Here is a 15,277-nt window from a genome sequence, read left to right on the forward strand (position 1 = left end):
TCCCTCTGCGGAGGGAGTTCGGCGCGTCGCGTCCCGCTGAGACTTCGTGGCATGACCGTTCGCGTGCTCCCGCTCCTCTGGTCGTTGCTCGCCACGGCGCTCGGTGTGTGGTGGACGATCGACATATCGGCGTATCCGTTCGGCGCCAACGACACCCGGCCCAACGGCGGGTCGTTGCTGGCCGGTGTGGACGTGCGGGTCGGCGCGACCGCGGTCCTGGTGCTCGGCGCGATCGGGGTCGCCGCCGTGCTCGCACGTCGAGGAGTGGCCTGGCTGGGCGGTCTGTACGCCGTGCTGTTCGGGTTGTGCGTCCCGGACACGCAGGTGCTGATCCTGGTCGGGTACCTCTTCGCGTTCGTGGCGCCGGTCGCCCTGGTGACCGCGCTGATCGCCGGAGCGCTGAAGAGCTTCCGGCGCGCGCTGATCGTGATCGGCGGGCTGGCGGTGCTTGGTCTCGTCGGCTGGTGGAGTGGAATCCTTGACGGCACAGCGATTTCCGCGCTGCTCAACGCGGAGGCGGCGCCGGAGAACCAACTGTCGGTGCGCCCGCTCTACATGGTGTTCTTCCTCGTGGGTGGCCTGGTGTGGGGCTGGGCGGCGGTAGTCGCTTTCCGTACTGGAAAGGGACGCTGCGGCTCGTGCGGACGGCCGGGCGCCTCGTGGACGGAGCCCGAGGCCGCCGCGCGCTGGGGCAGGTACGTGACGATCGCCGCCGCGTTGTGCCCGCTGCCGTACGGCCTGATGCGGATGTCGTGGCTGACCCCGGCGCCGTTGCTGGGGCCGGACAACGTCGCGTCCTCGCCGGGAATCCGGCTGATGGGACTGCTGCTGGGTTTTGCCGCGATCGGCGGGAGCGTGCTGACGCTCGGGCTGATCCAGCGGTGGGGCGAGATCTGGCCGCGGTGGGTGCCCGTGCTGCGCGGCCGACCGGTGCCGATCGCGTTCCCCGTGACCTTCGGAGCCCTGATCGCCGCAGTGATGGCGTTCGCTGGCGTGTCGTTCGGGATCATGGCGCTGTCGGGACCTGAGCCGAAACCGTTGATGCTGCTGGCTTTCCCGTTCCCGCTGTGGGCGCCGTTGCTGGCGGCAGCGGTGCTGGCCTACTACTACCGCCGCCGCCCGGCCTGCCGTCACCACGCGGTGACGGCGGGCCGGTGAGCGAGCTACTCGGTGTCCGAGCCGAAGCCGTCCGGGCCGAACCCGTCCGGGAACGCCGCGCTGGCGGCCAGTTCGAAGGCGGCGGAGCGGGCGACGATGTCCATCGGCGCGTCCGCGAGGTTCCACTCCACCATGTCGAGCACGTCCGGGTTGCCGGAGACGCGGTCACGCAGCTCTTCGGCGTCCACGTCCTCACCGCGCAGCAGCACCACTGCGATCCACGCGGCCGCGCCCAGGTCCCCGCCCTCGTTGGCGAGCCTGGCGAACTCCTCGACGTGCAGCGGGGACACCGCGTCCGGGGCGACCGTGGCGAGGGCGATCATGCCCGCGGCGTCGCGGTCCAGCGTCAGGTGCTCGAAGAGCGCGGGCGCCACGGCGATGACGGCGGCCCTGGCCGCGAGCACGGTCTCCGGGATGTCGGTCTCCGCACCGGCCTCGTCGTAGGAGGCGCACACGATCTCCGTGCCGTCCGGCGAGAACGCCGAGGTGGTGTTCGCGATCCCGGCGACGAAGAAGGTCAGGTGCGCGCGGATCTCGGCGTCGAGTCCCGGACGGGGGATCAGCTCAGCGAGCAGCGGCACCACGTGCGGCGTGGCGTCGGACAGCGTGTCCTGGTGCAGCAGCCGGCCGTAGAGATCGTTGATCGCCGACTGGCGGCCGTCCTCGTCCGCGCCGGTCAGCGCGTCCAGCAGGGCCGGAACCTCGGTCGCGGGCCCGTAGGCGTCACGCAGTCCGCTCCAGTCAAGAACCCCGGTCACTTTTCCTCCTGGCCTCACCGATGTGACGGCCGAGGCTAGTGGATCACCCGAGGCCTCCACGACAGGGTGACAACGTCGTCCCCGGACGAACCGAGATCGGGTGGCCGGTCCGGGTCGACCCCGAGTGCCAGCAGTTGTCTGTCCACTTCGGACAGTCGGCTCGGTGGCAGGCACAGCCGCCGCCGGGTGACCTCGACGAGCGTCCCGAAATCGGCGTACTCGGCGGCCGGTTCCCGGCGCCAGCGCTCAACGCGGGGCTCGGTTCCCAGCTCCCGCAGGCAGTCCGCGAAGTCGTCGGCGCTGGGGCCAGCGGGGCGCTCGATGCCGTGGAAGTGCCGCCACAGCGGGTTCAGCGCGGTCAACGGATGCAGCTCCGCCATCTCCACCACGACCAACCGCCGTGCGTGCTCGTTCAGCGCGGCCACGAAGGGCGCGAGATCGGCCACGTTGTAGACGACGTGGCCGCACACCACCACGTCCACCACCGGGCAGCTCTCCGTGACCTCCGGCCAGTGACCGAGCACGGTCCGCGCCTCAGCCCGCCGCGCGAACTCCGCGAGCAGTTCCGCGTCACCGTCCACGGCGACGAGTTCGGTGACACCGCGCAGCGGGACGCTGGCCGCGCCCGCCGCCGCGCCGATGTCGAGGACGCTGCCACCGTCCGGGCCGAGCGCCTCCTCGGTCAGCCGCAGCGACGCGCCCTCGCGCCGCTCCACCTGCCGGTCGCAGCGCCGCACGAAGACCTCGCGCGGCAGCACCCACGGCGACTCCTCCGGCCGCACGTCGGCCGGAATCTCCCACGCGGCAAGGGAATCTCGCCATCGCTCCAGAGCTGTCATCAGCTCTCAAGATAGCGGAGAACGGCGAGCACGCGCCGGTGGTCGGAGCCCGCGGGCGGGAGGTCGAGCTTGCCGAGGATGCTGCCGACGTACTTCTCCACCGCGCGCTCGGTGATGGTCAGCGCCGACGCGATTCCCGCGTTCGACCGGCCCTCCGCCATCAGTTGGAGCACCTCGCGCTCGCGCGGGGTGAGCGGGGCGAGGGGGTCGTTGCGCCGGTTGCGCGCGAGGATCTGCGCGATCACATCAGGGTCGAACACCGCACCGCCCGCCGCGACCCGGTTCAACGCGTCCAGGAAGTCGGCCACGTCGGCGACGCGGTCTTTCAGCAGGTAACCGACGCCGTTGAGATCGCCGCCGATCAGATCGGCCGCGTAGCGCTCCTCGACCCACTGCGACAGCACGAGCACGGCGGTCCCCGGCTCGGACTGCCTGAGCAGCAGCGCCGCGCGCAGTCCCTCGTCGGTGAAGGTCGGCGGCATCCGCACGTCGACCACCGCCACGTCGGGCTGGTGCGTGTGGACCGCCCGCAGCAGCTGCTCGGCGTCGCCAACGGCCTCGACGACCTCGTGCCCGTTCTCCGCGAGCAACAGGGTCAGCCCGGTGCGCAGCAGCGCGGAGTCCTCGGCGATCACGATTCGCATGGCAGCTCCATGGTCAGGGTGGTCGGCCCACCGTTCGGGCTGTCGACCGCCAGGGTTCCGTCCACTCCGCTCGCGCGGTCGGCCAGCCCCGCGAGCCCGTGGCCCGGCCGGACGACGGCGCCGCCGGATCCGTTGTCCCGCACGGTGATCCGCAGGACCACGCCGGAGCGCTCCACGCCCACCGTGACCCGGCTGGCGTCGGCGTGCCTGGCGATGTTGGTCAGCGCTTCGGCGACCATGAAGTAGGCGATGGCCTCGATCGTCTTCGGCGGCCGGTCCGGCACGTCGTAGCGCACGGTCACCGGGACGGGGGAGCGCGCGGCCAGGCCGGACAGCGCCGCGTCCAGGCCGCGGTCGGCGAGCACCGGGGGATGCAGGCCGCGAACCAGGTCGCGCAGTTCGGTGATGGCTTCCTTGGCCTCGTTGTGCGCCTGCTCCAGCAGCTCGCTCGCGCCGTCCGGGTCGTTGTCCTTCTTGCTGCGCGCCCGCCCGAGCGTCATGGCCAGCGACACCAGCCGCTGCTGGGCGCCGTCGTGCAGGTCGCGTTCGATCCGCCTGCGCTCCGCCTCGACCGAGTCCACCGTCGCGGCCCTGCTGACCTCCAGCTCGCCGACGCGCTCGGTCAGCTCGTGGACCTTGCTGCCGCGCAACAACAACTGCGCGAGTCCGATGTGGACTTTGGAGAACGCGCGCCAGAGCACCGGTGCGGCGAGGACCAGGGTCGAGCCCAGCACGAGGCACAGGGGACCGTTGATCCTGATCTGGTCCGCGGTGACCAGGAAGGCGAGTTCGGGCCGGGGGTTCTCGGTGAACATCATCCGCAGCGACTCGTGGACAAGCAGGTACCCGAAGCCGATGGAGAACAGCGGCACCACCAGGGTCAGCCAGGCCAGCGGCAGCCGCACGACGTTGTACGCCACGAGCTGCCAGAAGCCGGAGTCGGTGAGCAGGGTCCGCGCGTCGCCGAGCATCGAGGCGCCGGAGGGCGCCGTGCGCGGCGAGATCCGGATGTCGACGCCGAAGAGCCTGCGGAGCCACGTGGCCTCGGTCCGGGCCGCGGTGATCAGCAGGTCGCCGGTGATCACGAACACCGGCACGCCCAGCAGCAGGAGCGGGAGCGTCACCAGTGAGGCCGCCAGCCCGGCCACGGCCGTGAACGCGGTCAGCAGCGCCCACCACGGGGCGAGCACCAGGTGGCCCGCGCTCAGCCAGGTCCTCCTGCCGAACAGGAACCCGAGCACGGCGCCCGCCCGGTGGGTCACGCCCGGAGCGGCCATGTCACTACTCACGGAACGCATTCTTTCGAGATGGCGATGACCAGCGCCAACCCGTGAACCCGTCAGTGCGCACACCGGCTAGCACCCCGGCCGGTTCCGGTGTTGGCCCCGCAGACGGCCGCGCTTCCCCTCGCCACTCTGAACGGAGATCACCCGCCATCTCACCAAGGAGCTGCGAATGCAGAAGAAGTTCCTCCTGGCCGGACTGCTGGCCGCCGTGACCGCGGTCGTCGGCGTGACCCCGGCCGGAGCGATCGTCGGGGGCGCCAAGGCCGATCAGCAGTACCCCTTCATGGCTTCGCTGGCGCATCCCGTGATGCCGTGGGAGCCCAAGCACTTCTGCGGCGGAGCCGTGATCGCGCCGACCTGGTTGATCACCGCCGCCCACTGCGCCGAACCCGACGAACAGTTCCCGATGGACAAGCTGACCGTGCGGGTCGGCTCCAACCGCAACGACGTCGGCGGCGAGCTGGTCGGGGTGAAGAGCGTTGTGGTGCACCCCGACTACGGCCCGCCCGGTCCGGGTGAGCGCACGGACATCGCCTTGGTGGAGCTGTCCAAGCCCGTCTCCGTGCAGCCCGTCGCGCTCCCGGTGAGCTCGCCGAAGGCGGGGACTCCCGCCCGTGCGATCGGGTGGGGCCGGACGTGCGCGAAGGACACCGAGACGAACTGCATCGTACCGCCACGAGAGCTGAAGCAGCTGGACACCACGGTGGTCGAGACGAAGAAGTGCACTCGCATCAGCAGTGACCCGCACGAGTTGTGCTTGCGCGCCAACGAGGAAGGGGGAGCGATCTGCTCCGCCGACTCCGGCAGCCCGCAGATCACGAAGATCAACGGTCGGTGGACGCTGCTCGGTCCGGCCAGCAGGCCCGGCATCGTCACGGGCAGTACGAACTGCGACGAGCCGTACAGCATCTACGCAGACGTCAGCGCGCACCGCGACTGGATCGCCAGGCACGTCGGCTAGGTACCCGCGTGGGGCCGCTCCCGTACTGCGGCCCCGCACCGGGGTTCAGACGAGGCCACCGGCCGCGACGATGGACTGGCCGGTCACCCACCGCGAGTCGTCGCCCGCCAGGAAGGCGACGATGTCGGCGATGTCCCGCGGCTGCCCGAGCCTGCCGAGCGGCGTCATCGCGATGAACCCGTCCAGGTTCTCCCTGACGTCCTGGGAGATCCCGTCCGTGTCGGTGATCCCGGGCAGCACCGTGTTCACGGTGATCCCGCGCGACCCCAGCTCCTTGGCCGCGGAGACGGCGAACTGCTCGACCGCGGCCTTGGTGCCCGCGTAGATGCCCACCTTCGGGCTCGGGTAGCGGGTGTAGCCCGTGGAGATGTTGATGATGCGCCCGCCGTCGCGCAGTTCCCTCGCCGCGTGCCGCATCGCCAGGAACGTGCCCGTGAAGTTGACCGCGACGGTGCGCTCGATGTCCTCGTCGGACACCTCCGCGGTCGGCTTGGTCACCGCGACCACCCCGGCGTTGTTGACCAGGATGTCCAGCGCGCCGAACTCCTGGAGCGTCACCGCGAACAACCGGTCCACGTCGGCGGGCACGCCGATGTCGGCCTGGACGCCGATGGCGGTGCCGCCCGCCTCGGTGATCGCGGCCACGACCTCCTCGGCGGCGGCGGAGTTGCTGTGCCAGTTCACCACCACGCTCGCCCCGTCCGCGGCGAGGCGCAGCGCGATGGCGCGGCCGATCCCGCGCGAGGCCGCGGTCACCACGGCGATCTTCCCGGCGAGCTTTCCGTTGCGGGCCAAGGGTTCCACTGAAGTCGTCATGAGGACGACGGTAAAGTTTGACACCGGCGTCAAGGTCAAGGTGTCGCCGGACACGTGTCCGAAGGTGATTCGGAATCGATCGCGAGACGTTTTCGCCGCGTTACAGGTAATGCGTGTTTTCGTCCGATCAGCCCCATTGCGGCGAGGTTGTCCTGGGCTTGTGTCGGCCGCCCGGCATTCGTTACCCAGAGTGAAGATCATTTTCCTGCTATGGGGCACCCCGCTCACACGGGTTTGACACGAACGAGTATTGTTCGCCCGGTCGTTCCGCGAACCTGCTATTTCTCGCTGAGGAACTAGCCCGAACGGGCTAACTGGCTCGACGTCGAGCGACTGGCGCGTCCGTTTCAACAATTCCAAACCCTTTAAGCCCCGTTTCCGGGAGAGATCCCGAGCGGGAAGGAGAGTTATGGCATCCGGGTTGCGTTCCGCGCGTCTCGGCGCAGTGCTGCTCAGCACCGCGGCGATCACCCTGGCCGTCGCGGGGCCGGCGTTCGCCGAAGCCGCCAAGGCCAAGGTCAACCACTCCGCCAACGTCGACGGCCTGCACGTCAAGCTGACCGACGGCAACTCCTGGCACGCCAAGCTGCTGGGCGTCGAGCTGGAGGACGGCACCAAGGTCAAGACCTACTGCGTCGAGCTGACGGTCACCAACGTCAACGGCGCCCCGCTCGTCGAGTCGCCCTGGGAGAAGTACCCCGACAGCTCCAAGGGCTTCAAGACGCAGCCGGAGAAGGTCAACTGGATCCTGCACCACTCCTACCCGGCGGTGTCGGACCTCGCCGCGCTGGCCAAGGCCGCCGGCAGCGGCCCCCTGGACGTGCGCGAGGCGATCTCCGGCACGCAGGCCGCGATCTGGCACTTCAGCAACAAGATCGCGCTCAGCGACAAGGCGGGCGACAACCCGGCCGACGTCGTCGCGCTGTACAAGTACCTGACCGGTCCGAAGAACGTGGGCATGAAGAACCAGCCCGCGCCCGCGCTGAACGTGGAGCCGGCCGAGAAGTCCGGCGTCGCGGGCAAGCCGATCGGCCCGTTCAAGGTCAACACCACCGCCGACAAGGTCAACGTCGACGTCAAGGGTGACGCGGGCGCCAAGCTCGTTGACGCCAAGGGCACCGCGGTCAGCTCCGTCGCCAACGGCGGCGAGGTCTTCGTGTCGGTCCCGGCCGACGCCAAGGCGGGCAAGGCCGCGATCGACTTCAACGCCACGGCCACCCTGCAGAAGGGCCGCCTGTTCGTCGGCGACGGTGCCCGCACCCAGACGCTGATCCTGGCGCAGGCGGAGAACACCAAGGTCAAGGCGAAGGCCAAGGCGGACTGGAAGGCGGCCCCGGTCGTCACCACCCAGCCGACCCCGACCTCCACCGTGGTCCCGACCACCGGCCCGACCACGGCGCCGACCACCACCACCCCCGCGAAGGACGACGACCTGGCCAACACCGGTGCGTCGATCCTGTTCCCGGCGATCCTCGGCGGCGTCCTCGTCGCCGGTGGTGCCACCGCGCTGGTGCTCCAGCGCAGGCGCAAGAAGGCCTGATAGCGGGCTGAGCTAGCCAAGAGCGGGGCCGTGTCCACTGTGGACACGGCCCCGCTTTTCCGTCAGCGCAGGACGCAGCCGAGCACGGGGAGCTGGACGCGGCAGGCCCTGATCCCGGCGACGGTGATGTCGCCGTCGGCCACCTTCACGTCGCGGTCGCTGGACGCGCCGGTGGCGATGATCCGCGCGGGGTCCCGGAAACCGGTGACGACCTCGACCCGCTGCACCGGCTTCGCGGTCGGGATCACCGTTTCCGCCTGCCAGCGCCGTCCTTCGGAGAGCAGGAAGGTCTCGATGCCCGGCTTGCCCTCGCGAGTCGCGTAGACCCGCCAGGTCGATCCGTCGACGCGCTCCGCCTCGCGCACCCGCAGCCCGGTGGCGATTTCCGAGGTCTCCCAGCGGTTCCCGGTCCAGACGGACGCGAAGTCGTGCAGCACCTTGTTGTCGTCGCCGGTGAACCACAGCAGGAACGGCCGGTTGCCGTTCGCGCCGACGAGCTGGATGTAGTCCGGCGACTTCATTCCACCCGGCAGCACCAATGGGGTCTCGGCGACCTTCAGGTGCCGTTCCTGGTCGGCGTCGTCGATCTGGGTGCCCAGGTCGCGACCGCCCGCGGAATGGAACGTGCGGGTCGCCGGGTCGAACCACGCGTAATAGATGTTGCGGTGGTAGCGGTCGTGTTTGTGGCCTTCCGGACCCCCACCGGCCAGCGTGTAGACGATGTGCACCCGCTCCCGGCCGCCGATCCGGTCGTAGCGCATCTGGCCGATGTAGATCTCGTTCATGTTGTCCGCGCGGGACGTCGAACCGATCGCGAACGGCTTCCCGGTCAGCTGCTCGGAGTTGCGCCACGTGCGGCCGTCGTCGGTGGAGACCACGTAGCGTATCGGCCGCGTGTCGGTGGGCACCGACGGGTCCAGCTCCTGCGTGGTCTCGCGGAAGAACACGTAGATGTCGCCGTTGGCGGTCTTGAACGGCATCGGGTAGCTCGCCGCCTTGCCCTGCGTGATCTCCGTCTGCGTCCAGCCGTCCGCCACCGAGTGCGCGCGGTTGGAACGGGTCATCACCAACGCCTTGTTGTGCATGCCTTGGAAGACCAGCACATGGCCGTCGTCGGTGAGCAGCACAGTGGGGTAGTTGTGCGGGTCGGACTCACCCGCGGCGATCTTCTGCGGCGGGCTCCACGTGCCGACGCGGTGATCGAACGCCTGCACGTAGTTGTCGGCGTGCTGACCGGACCACGTGATGTACGTAGCGCCGGCGACCGGGTCGTGCACGGCGCCCGCCATCGGCCTGCGGTCGGTGCGCGAGGCGACGGTGGTAGCCGTGGTGGTCACGGTGAACTCCGGGGCGGGCCGCGCGGCGACGGCGGCAGCGGCGGCCGGTGTTGCGGTGACCGTCGCCGCGAGCAGCGACAACGGTACGAGGACGCGAAGCAATCGCGACATTGGCGGGGACCTCCTGGTTGCGACCCCGTGGGGCGCGCTCCAGGCGGCGGCGAGTCATCGTCGCACGTCGGTATCGGCGTGGGCCAGCACGGAGGTAGCGTGATCTTGGCCCCGTCGTGGTGACTCACCGCCACCGCCGGGCGGGGCCGGTCGGGTCGGCGATGGGAACGCCCGGGTGAAGTCGAGTACGCTGCGTTGCTGGTGCTCGGCGCACACTGTTCGTGATCCGGCCGGGCCGGAACGCGGTTACGCACGAGGAGCGATGAGCGTGTCGAACACCACTCCCGGCCAGCGCCGTCCGCTGCTGCTGACCTGGCAGGGCGTTGGCGCCCCCCGCCTGGAGTCGGCCCGGCTGCTGCTCTCCGACAACCGCAGGCTGCGCGCCGCCGGGCGGATGATCGCCCCGCGGACCCGGGAGGCCGAGGCGTTCAACGCCACCTACGACGTCACGGTCGGCGAGAACGGCGTGGTGAAGCGGGTCTTCCTGCACAGCATCACCGCAGAGGTCGAGCGCCAGCTGTCCTTCAGCCGCTCCGAGGACGGCTTCTGGCTGATGGACCGCGGCCAGGGCGCGCAGCGCACCCAGTTCGACGGGGCCGCCGAGGTCGACGTGCAGCACTGCGTGCTGTTCAACACGCTGCCCGTGCGCAGGCTCCAGCTGCACCACGAAGCGGGCGAGCACGACCTGCCGATCGCCTACGTGAGCCTGCCGGACCTCACGGTGGAGATCAAAAGGCAGACCTACCGCACGGTCTCGGTCGGCGACGGCTCCTCGGTGGTCAACTACTCCTCCGAGGGCTTCAGCTCGGACATCACCGTGGACCGCGACGGCATCGTGATCGACTACCCCGAGATCGCTCGCCAGATCTAGCGCCAGGTGGTCGGGGCGTCTTCAAGTACCCCGCACCCCACCCCCAGCGGTCTCAAACAGCATCAAACCCGCGCCTCATGCTGAGGTATGAGGCGGTTTGAGACGGTGTGGAGGGGGGTTCGGTGTACTTGAAGACCGGCGAACTTCAGCGGACGTTGCTTCTCGTGGCCTCGGCGATCGCGGCGGTGTCCCAGTAGAACGGGCGCACCTCGCTGATCCGGCCGTCCCGGAACGAGATCGTCTGCAGGATCGGGAACTCCAGCTCGCGCCCTGTCGCACGGGCCCGCGCGCGCACCTCGGTGAGCACCACGATCGGCTCCTCGGAGGACAGGAAGCGCTGGCGCACCATGTCGAAGGACTCCCACGCCGCGCTCATCGCCAGGAAGAACCGCTCCATCCCATCGTGGCCACGCCATTCGCCCGCGTAGGGGAGCGCGGCGGCTTGGTACAGCACGACATCCTCGGCGAAGAACGGCGCCAGCTCGGCGAAATCCGCCTCACCCGGCCCACCAGCGGCCAAGTACCGGGACTCCGCCGCGTACATCTCCTTCAGCACGTTCAACATGCCTCCACCCTCGCCCGCGCGGCGTCGCGGTTCTGGCGGAAAACCGCCGTCGCTTCAGACGCGCACGGCGATGGCCTGGGCCTGACCGACCGCGACGCAGCTGACCGCGATACCGATGCCCCCGTCGCGCGCACGGAGATGCCTGCACAGGTCGGCGAGCACGCGCAGCGTCGAGGCACCGAGCGGATGCCCGTAGGCGATCGCCCCGCCGTGCACGTTCACCCGCTCCGCCGTGATCTCCGGCAGGTGCCGCAGCACGGCGAGCACCACGGCCGCGAACGCCTCGTTGATCTCCCAGAGCGCCACGTCCTCGGCCGTGATTCCCAAGCGCGCCAACAGTTTCCGCACTGCCGAGGCCGCCGCGTCGAGGAAGTTCTGCGGCTCGCACGCGACCACCGCGCTGCCCGCCAGCTCGCCGAGCGGCTGGACCTCAAGCGAAGCCGCGGTCCGCGATGTGCCCAGCAACAGCGCGACCGCGCCATCGTTGAACGGAGAGGAATTGCCCGCCGTCACCGGCCCGTCCGTGGAGAACGCCGAGCGCAGTGACGCCAACTTCGCCGCACTCGTCTCCGGGCGCACCGACTCGTCGCGCCGCACCGGGTGCGACGAATCCGGGGCCAGCACGGGGAACACGAAGCCGTCGTGCACACCCGCGTCCCAGGCCGCGGCGGCCCTGCGGTGCGAGCGCAGGGCGAACTGGTCCATCTCCGTCCGGTCGATGCCCAGCGCCACCGCGGCGCGCTCGGCGGCGAGCCCCATCGGCACTGTCCACTCAGGACGCATCCGCCGGTTCACCAGGCGCCAGCCCAGCGTCGGCACCAGCTCCATCCGGTCCGGCATGGCCCGGTCGGGCCGGGGCACCACGAACGGCGCGCGGCTCATCCCCTCGACCCCGCCCGCGATCACCACCTCCGCGTCCCCCGCGGCGATGGCGCGCCCCGCCTGCACGACGGCCTCGCCGCCGGAGGCGCACAGCCGGTTGACCGTGGTCCCCGGCACCGTCACCGGCAGACCCGCCAGCAACGCCGCCATCCTGCCGATGTTGCGGTTCTCCTCACCGGCCCCGTTGGTGTTGCCGTAGACCACGTCGTCGACGCGCGCCGGGTCCAGGGTGGCGGAGTGCCGCCGCATCAGCTCCGAGATCGGCAGGGCGGCCAGGTCGTCCACCCGGACCCCGGAAAGACCGCCCCGGTACCGGCCGAACGGCGTGCGTGCTGCGTCCAGGATGAGCGCGGGCATGCCCCCATGCTGCCGCCTCCCGGCCGGTTACGCGGGTCCGAGCAGGAAGGAGACGAACGCCTGCGCTGGTGGGGTCGACGGATTCACCCCGATGGCCCGCACCTCGACGGTGTGCGGGCCGAACGGCAGCTCGGTTGTGCCCAGCCCGAACCGCCACCGCCCCGCGATGCCCGGCCCCTGTTCGGCGGTGGGCAGCCGGGCGACCCGCTCGTTGTCCACGAACACCTCGATCCCGGCCAGCGGCGCCAGCTCCCCGGCGGCGACCTGCGCGGCCGGGCCGTCCAGCTCCACGGCCAGCACCACCCGGCCGGGGGTCAGGGTCTTGCCGGGGACCAGCGGCCGCGCCGAGGCGTCCAGCAGCTCGGCCTGGGGTTCCGCGAGCAGCGGCGGGGTCCTGCGGACCAGCGGGCGGCTCGACTGCGTCGCGGGCGGGTCGATGCGCGCACCGGGCTCGGGGAACACCTCGATCCCGGCCTGCATGATCTCCAGCGGCGCCTCGTACTCCACCACCACGCTCAGCGTGTTCAGGTCGCCGCTGACGACGAGGGCGTCCTTCGGCAGGTCCGCCACCACCGGGAAGCCCACCCCGGGAACGATCTCGGTCCCGGGCACCGCCAGCCGCACGGGCACGCGGACCGCGGCCGCCCGCACCGTCATCTGGTCCAGCCGCACCGTGCCCCGCGACAGCAGGGTGAACCGGAGCTGGCCGCCGGAGTACTGGGTCATCTGGCGCCCGTCGAGCGGGCGCTCCAGCGGCTCCCGCTGGTTGCCCTGCCCCCAGTTGAGCCGCGGCGGCGGCGCGGGCGCCGGGGGCGAGGTCGGCGCGCCGAGGAAGCCCACCAGGTCGACGGTGCTCCGCGTCTGACCGGAGCCGCGACCGGCGAACCCGAGCAGCACGGTGGCCTCCCGCCAGTTCACCACGATGTTCGCGGCGGCCACGGGTTGCTTGTCCCGCAACACTTCCACGCGGTCGGCGTAGACGACGACCTCCCAGCGCTGCCGCACCGAGATCGGCATCGGCGGCAGCTTCGCGGGTACCGAACGCGGGTCGATCACCGTGGCCGAGCGCGGTGCGCCAGGCGGCACCAGCAGCTGCACGGCGCCGCTGTCCCCGAACGTGCTCGCCCGCATCCGCACGGTCCCCGGCGGCAGCGACTGGTCCTCGACCGCGTCGGTCGGCCGCGTCGTGCCCTCGACCTCCTTCACCGTGCCCAGCACGAGGTCAGCCGGGCCGGGCACCAGGTCGATGGTGAACTGCTGCGCGGTACCCGAACCGTCCGTCTCCACCACGGCGCGGCCGAGCTCGCCCTTCGCCTGCGGGCTCTGCGCCAACCGGAACGGGGTGCGCGGGCGCAACGTCGCGGGCTCGTTGCCGCAGTTGCTGGTGATCACCAGCTGCCCGGCCTCCTCGCCCTCGCCGGGCAGCGCCGTCCCGCAGGAACCGCGCTGGTTCAGCCGCCAGTTCTCCGCGACGGTCTTGGGATCGTCGAACGCGTCGACGTAGCTCCAGGGTTCGCGCAGCGGATACGGCTCCGGCCGACCGGAACCGCCCGTAGGCGTCGAGCGCTGCCCGAAGGAGTCGACCGAGCGCACCTCGACCCGGTACTCGAGCCCGTTCTCCAAGCCGCCGATCTGGACGAGCGACCGGGACACCAGGCGCGAGTGCTCCAACGCCTTGCCCTTGCCCCACCGCACCTCGTACCCGGCCGCCCCCGCGGGCACGACGCCGTCTGAGAGCGAGTCGCCCCACCGCAGCAGCAGCTGGCGCGGGCCGGGCTCGACGGAGAGCACTGACACGGCGGCGGGGGGCGCCTGCGGGATCGGCAGGATCGCGCCCGCCGTGGCGAAGCGCTCCAGCTGCCGGGGTGCGGTCTGCCGGGGCCCGTTGCGCACCGGGTCCGCGCTCTCACTGGTGGAGCGCAGCACCGTGACCGCGCCGATGAGGAGCACCGCCGCTCCGAGCAACACAACGAGACGCCGACGTTCCACCCGGCCACGCTAGCCGCGACGGTGACCCCGGTCACCACATGGTTGCCGAGCCGCAACGCTCGGCGATCTTCAGATGGGCCAGTCGGCGTACTCGCCCACCGCGGTCATCCCGTCCAGCGAGGTGACCCGGCCGCCGAGGATGCCCAGGCTGCGCAACAACTCCATCGCCTCCGGCGCGGTCAGGTCCACGCTGGTCAGCGGTTCCGGAGCCTGTTCCCGGCCCGCCTCCCAGGCCCGCCGCGCCCGGTAGCCGGACTCCAGCGTCGCGCCGAGCGCGCCGGTCGAGGCCAGCGAACCGCGGGCCGCGCCGAGCCGTCCGAGTGCGTCGTCGACGGCGTCCAACAGCGCATCCCGGTTGCCCTCGCACATGGCCTTGACCAACGCGGGATCGCTGCCCGCCACGCGCGTCCCGTCCGCGAAGGACCCCGCGGCCAGCGCCATGGCCATCGGCCCGCCGTCCGTCCCGACCGCCGCGAGCACCGCCGCCAGCACGTGCGGCAGGTGGGAGATCCGCGCGACGGCGGCGTCGTGGTCGCCCTCGCCCGCGGGCACCACGTAGGCGCCGCACTCCAGCGCCAGCGTGGCCACCTCGGCCCAGACGATCGGGTCCGTGCCCTCGTCCGCGGCCACCACCCAGGCCGCGCCTTCGAAGAGTTTGGCGTCGCCAGCGGCCCAGCCCGAGTCGGCCTTGCCCGCCATCGGGTGCCCGCCGACGTAACGGGCCTCGGGCGTGTAGCGGCGGACCGCCTCCGCGATCGGGCCCTTGACGCTCACCACGTCGGTCAGCCGGGTCTTCGCGGCGAAGCGGTTGACCACGGTCAACACGTCCGGCGCCGCGGTCAGCGGGACCGCGAGCACGATCAGCGAGTCCCGTTCGGCGGCGTGGATCACCGCCTCGTCCACCGTCGACACCACGGTGAAGCCGTCGGCTTCCGCGGCGGCCCGGTCACCGGCGGAGGCCGCCGTGCCGAACACCTGGTAGCCGGCGGCGGCCGCAGCGCGCAGCACCGACCCACCGATGAGCCCCAACCCGATCACACACACCGAACGCACTCGGCCATCCTGCCGGTAGCCAGGCCCCGGCGGCAGTAGGCGGGTGGGTCGAACCTTCACCCGATCACGTGAGCTGCGGCCCTCAGCGCGCCGCAAACCCTCCCGGGCCG

At 71.1% G+C, this 15,277-nt stretch carries 14 protein-coding genes; 4 read left to right on the forward strand and 10 right to left on the reverse strand.

The window, feature by feature from the left end:
- Positions 1-51: 51 nt before the first annotated feature.
- Complete coding sequence (locus NLX83_RS11025; protein ID WP_254234736.1) at positions 52-1,158, forward strand: hypothetical protein; 1,107 nt, start codon at positions 52-54, stop codon at positions 1,156-1,158.
- 5 nt (positions 1,159-1,163) lie between these two features.
- Here the strand turns inward: NLX83_RS11025 and NLX83_RS11030 are convergent, their stop codons facing one another.
- From NLX83_RS11030 to NLX83_RS11045, 4 genes are read right to left on the reverse strand one after another with little or no spacing between them, the layout of a single operon-like run.
- Positions 1,164-1,916: a hypothetical protein gene (locus NLX83_RS11030; RefSeq protein WP_254234737.1), complete on the reverse strand. Its 753-nt coding sequence runs from the start codon at positions 1,914-1,916 to the stop codon at positions 1,164-1,166.
- A 35-nt stretch (positions 1,917-1,951) separates the two neighbouring features.
- Positions 1,952-2,755, reverse strand: coding sequence for an SAM-dependent methyltransferase (locus tag NLX83_RS11035; RefSeq protein WP_254234738.1), 804 nt, complete (start codon positions 2,753-2,755; stop codon positions 1,952-1,954).
- A complete protein-coding gene (locus NLX83_RS11040) occupies positions 2,755-3,399 on the reverse strand; it encodes a response regulator (protein WP_254234739.1) in 645 nt (214 codons plus the stop codon). Before NLX83_RS11040 ends, NLX83_RS11035 begins: the two co-directional genes overlap by 1 nt.
- Complete coding sequence (locus tag NLX83_RS11045) at positions 3,387-4,688, reverse strand: sensor histidine kinase (RefSeq protein WP_254234740.1); 1,302 nt, start codon at positions 4,686-4,688, stop codon at positions 3,387-3,389. The genes NLX83_RS11040 and NLX83_RS11045 overlap by 13 nt, the downstream gene beginning before the upstream one ends.
- A 166-nt stretch (positions 4,689-4,854) precedes the next feature.
- Between NLX83_RS11045 and NLX83_RS11050 the strand changes: the two genes are divergently transcribed.
- Positions 4,855-5,646, forward strand: coding sequence for a S1 family peptidase (locus NLX83_RS11050; RefSeq protein WP_254234741.1), 792 nt, complete (start codon positions 4,855-4,857; stop codon positions 5,644-5,646).
- A gap of 45 nt (positions 5,647-5,691) precedes the next feature.
- Here NLX83_RS11050 and NLX83_RS11055 read toward each other — a convergent pair whose 3' ends face one another.
- Entirely contained in the window at positions 5,692-6,462 is a 771-nt protein-coding gene (locus tag NLX83_RS11055; RefSeq protein WP_254234742.1) for a glucose 1-dehydrogenase, read from the reverse strand.
- Between the two features lie 409 nt (positions 6,463-6,871).
- Between NLX83_RS11055 and NLX83_RS11060 the strand changes: the two genes are divergently transcribed.
- Positions 6,872-8,002, forward strand: coding sequence for a thioester domain-containing protein (locus NLX83_RS11060; protein ID WP_254234743.1), 1,131 nt, complete (start codon positions 6,872-6,874; stop codon positions 8,000-8,002).
- Between the two features lie 62 nt (positions 8,003-8,064).
- Here the strand turns inward: NLX83_RS11060 and NLX83_RS11065 are convergent, their stop codons facing one another.
- Positions 8,065-9,450: a BNR-4 repeat-containing protein gene (locus tag NLX83_RS11065; protein WP_254234744.1), complete on the reverse strand. Its 1,386-nt coding sequence runs from the start codon at positions 9,448-9,450 to the stop codon at positions 8,065-8,067.
- A 262-nt stretch (positions 9,451-9,712) separates the two neighbouring features.
- Between NLX83_RS11065 and NLX83_RS11070 the strand changes: the two genes are divergently transcribed.
- A complete protein-coding gene (locus NLX83_RS11070; protein WP_254234745.1) occupies positions 9,713-10,321 on the forward strand; it encodes a putative glycolipid-binding domain-containing protein in 609 nt (202 codons plus the stop codon).
- Between the two features lie 145 nt (positions 10,322-10,466).
- Here NLX83_RS11070 and NLX83_RS11075 read toward each other — a convergent pair whose 3' ends face one another.
- The 4 genes from NLX83_RS11075 to NLX83_RS11090 form a co-directional block, all read right to left on the reverse strand.
- Positions 10,467-10,886: a nuclear transport factor 2 family protein gene (locus NLX83_RS11075; RefSeq protein WP_254234746.1), complete on the reverse strand. Its 420-nt coding sequence runs from the start codon at positions 10,884-10,886 to the stop codon at positions 10,467-10,469.
- A gap of 54 nt (positions 10,887-10,940) precedes the next feature.
- Positions 10,941-12,125 (reverse strand): thiolase family protein, encoded by a 1,185-nt coding sequence (locus tag NLX83_RS11080; protein ID WP_254234747.1) that lies wholly within the window; start codon positions 12,123-12,125, stop codon positions 10,941-10,943.
- A 27-nt stretch (positions 12,126-12,152) separates the two neighbouring features.
- Positions 12,153-14,114 (reverse strand): hypothetical protein, encoded by a 1,962-nt coding sequence (locus tag NLX83_RS11085; protein WP_254234748.1) that lies wholly within the window; start codon positions 14,112-14,114, stop codon positions 12,153-12,155.
- Positions 14,115-14,183: 69 nt separating this feature from the next.
- Positions 14,184-15,167: a prephenate dehydrogenase gene (locus tag NLX83_RS11090; protein WP_254234749.1), complete on the reverse strand. Its 984-nt coding sequence runs from the start codon at positions 15,165-15,167 to the stop codon at positions 14,184-14,186.
- Positions 15,168-15,277 lie beyond the last annotated feature (110 nt).

Origin of the sequence: Allokutzneria sp. A3M-2-11 16, from assembly GCF_024213555.1 — a bacterium.
In the GTDB taxonomy this organism is placed as follows: domain Bacteria; phylum Actinomycetota; class Actinomycetes; order Mycobacteriales; family Pseudonocardiaceae; genus Allokutzneria.

Bases quoted from the DNA above. Each gene is read 5' to 3' on its own strand.
- NLX83_RS11025 (WP_254234736.1), top strand. From the start codon at position 52: ATGACCGTTCGCGTGCTCCCGCTCCTCTGGTCGTTGCTCGCCACGGCG.
- NLX83_RS11035 (WP_254234738.1), bottom strand. From the start codon at position 2,755: ATGACAGCTCTGGAGCGATGGCGAGATTCCCTTGCCGCGTGGGAGATT.
- NLX83_RS11040 (WP_254234739.1), bottom strand. From the start codon at position 3,399: ATGCGAATCGTGATCGCCGAGGACTCCGCGCTGCTGCGCACCGGGCTG.
- NLX83_RS11050 (WP_254234741.1), top strand. From the start codon at position 4,855: ATGCAGAAGAAGTTCCTCCTGGCCGGACTGCTGGCCGCCGTGACCGCG.
- NLX83_RS11055 (WP_254234742.1), bottom strand. From the start codon at position 6,462: ATGACGACTTCAGTGGAACCCTTGGCCCGCAACGGAAAGCTCGCCGGG.
- NLX83_RS11060 (WP_254234743.1), top strand. From the start codon at position 6,872: ATGGCATCCGGGTTGCGTTCCGCGCGTCTCGGCGCAGTGCTGCTCAGC.
- NLX83_RS11065 (WP_254234744.1), bottom strand. From the start codon at position 9,450: ATGTCGCGATTGCTTCGCGTCCTCGTACCGTTGTCGCTGCTCGCGGCG.
- NLX83_RS11070 (WP_254234745.1), top strand. From the start codon at position 9,713: ATGAGCGTGTCGAACACCACTCCCGGCCAGCGCCGTCCGCTGCTGCTG.
- NLX83_RS11075 (WP_254234746.1), bottom strand. From the start codon at position 10,886: ATGTTGAACGTGCTGAAGGAGATGTACGCGGCGGAGTCCCGGTACTTG.
- NLX83_RS11080 (WP_254234747.1), bottom strand. From the start codon at position 12,125: ATGCCCGCGCTCATCCTGGACGCAGCACGCACGCCGTTCGGCCGGTAC.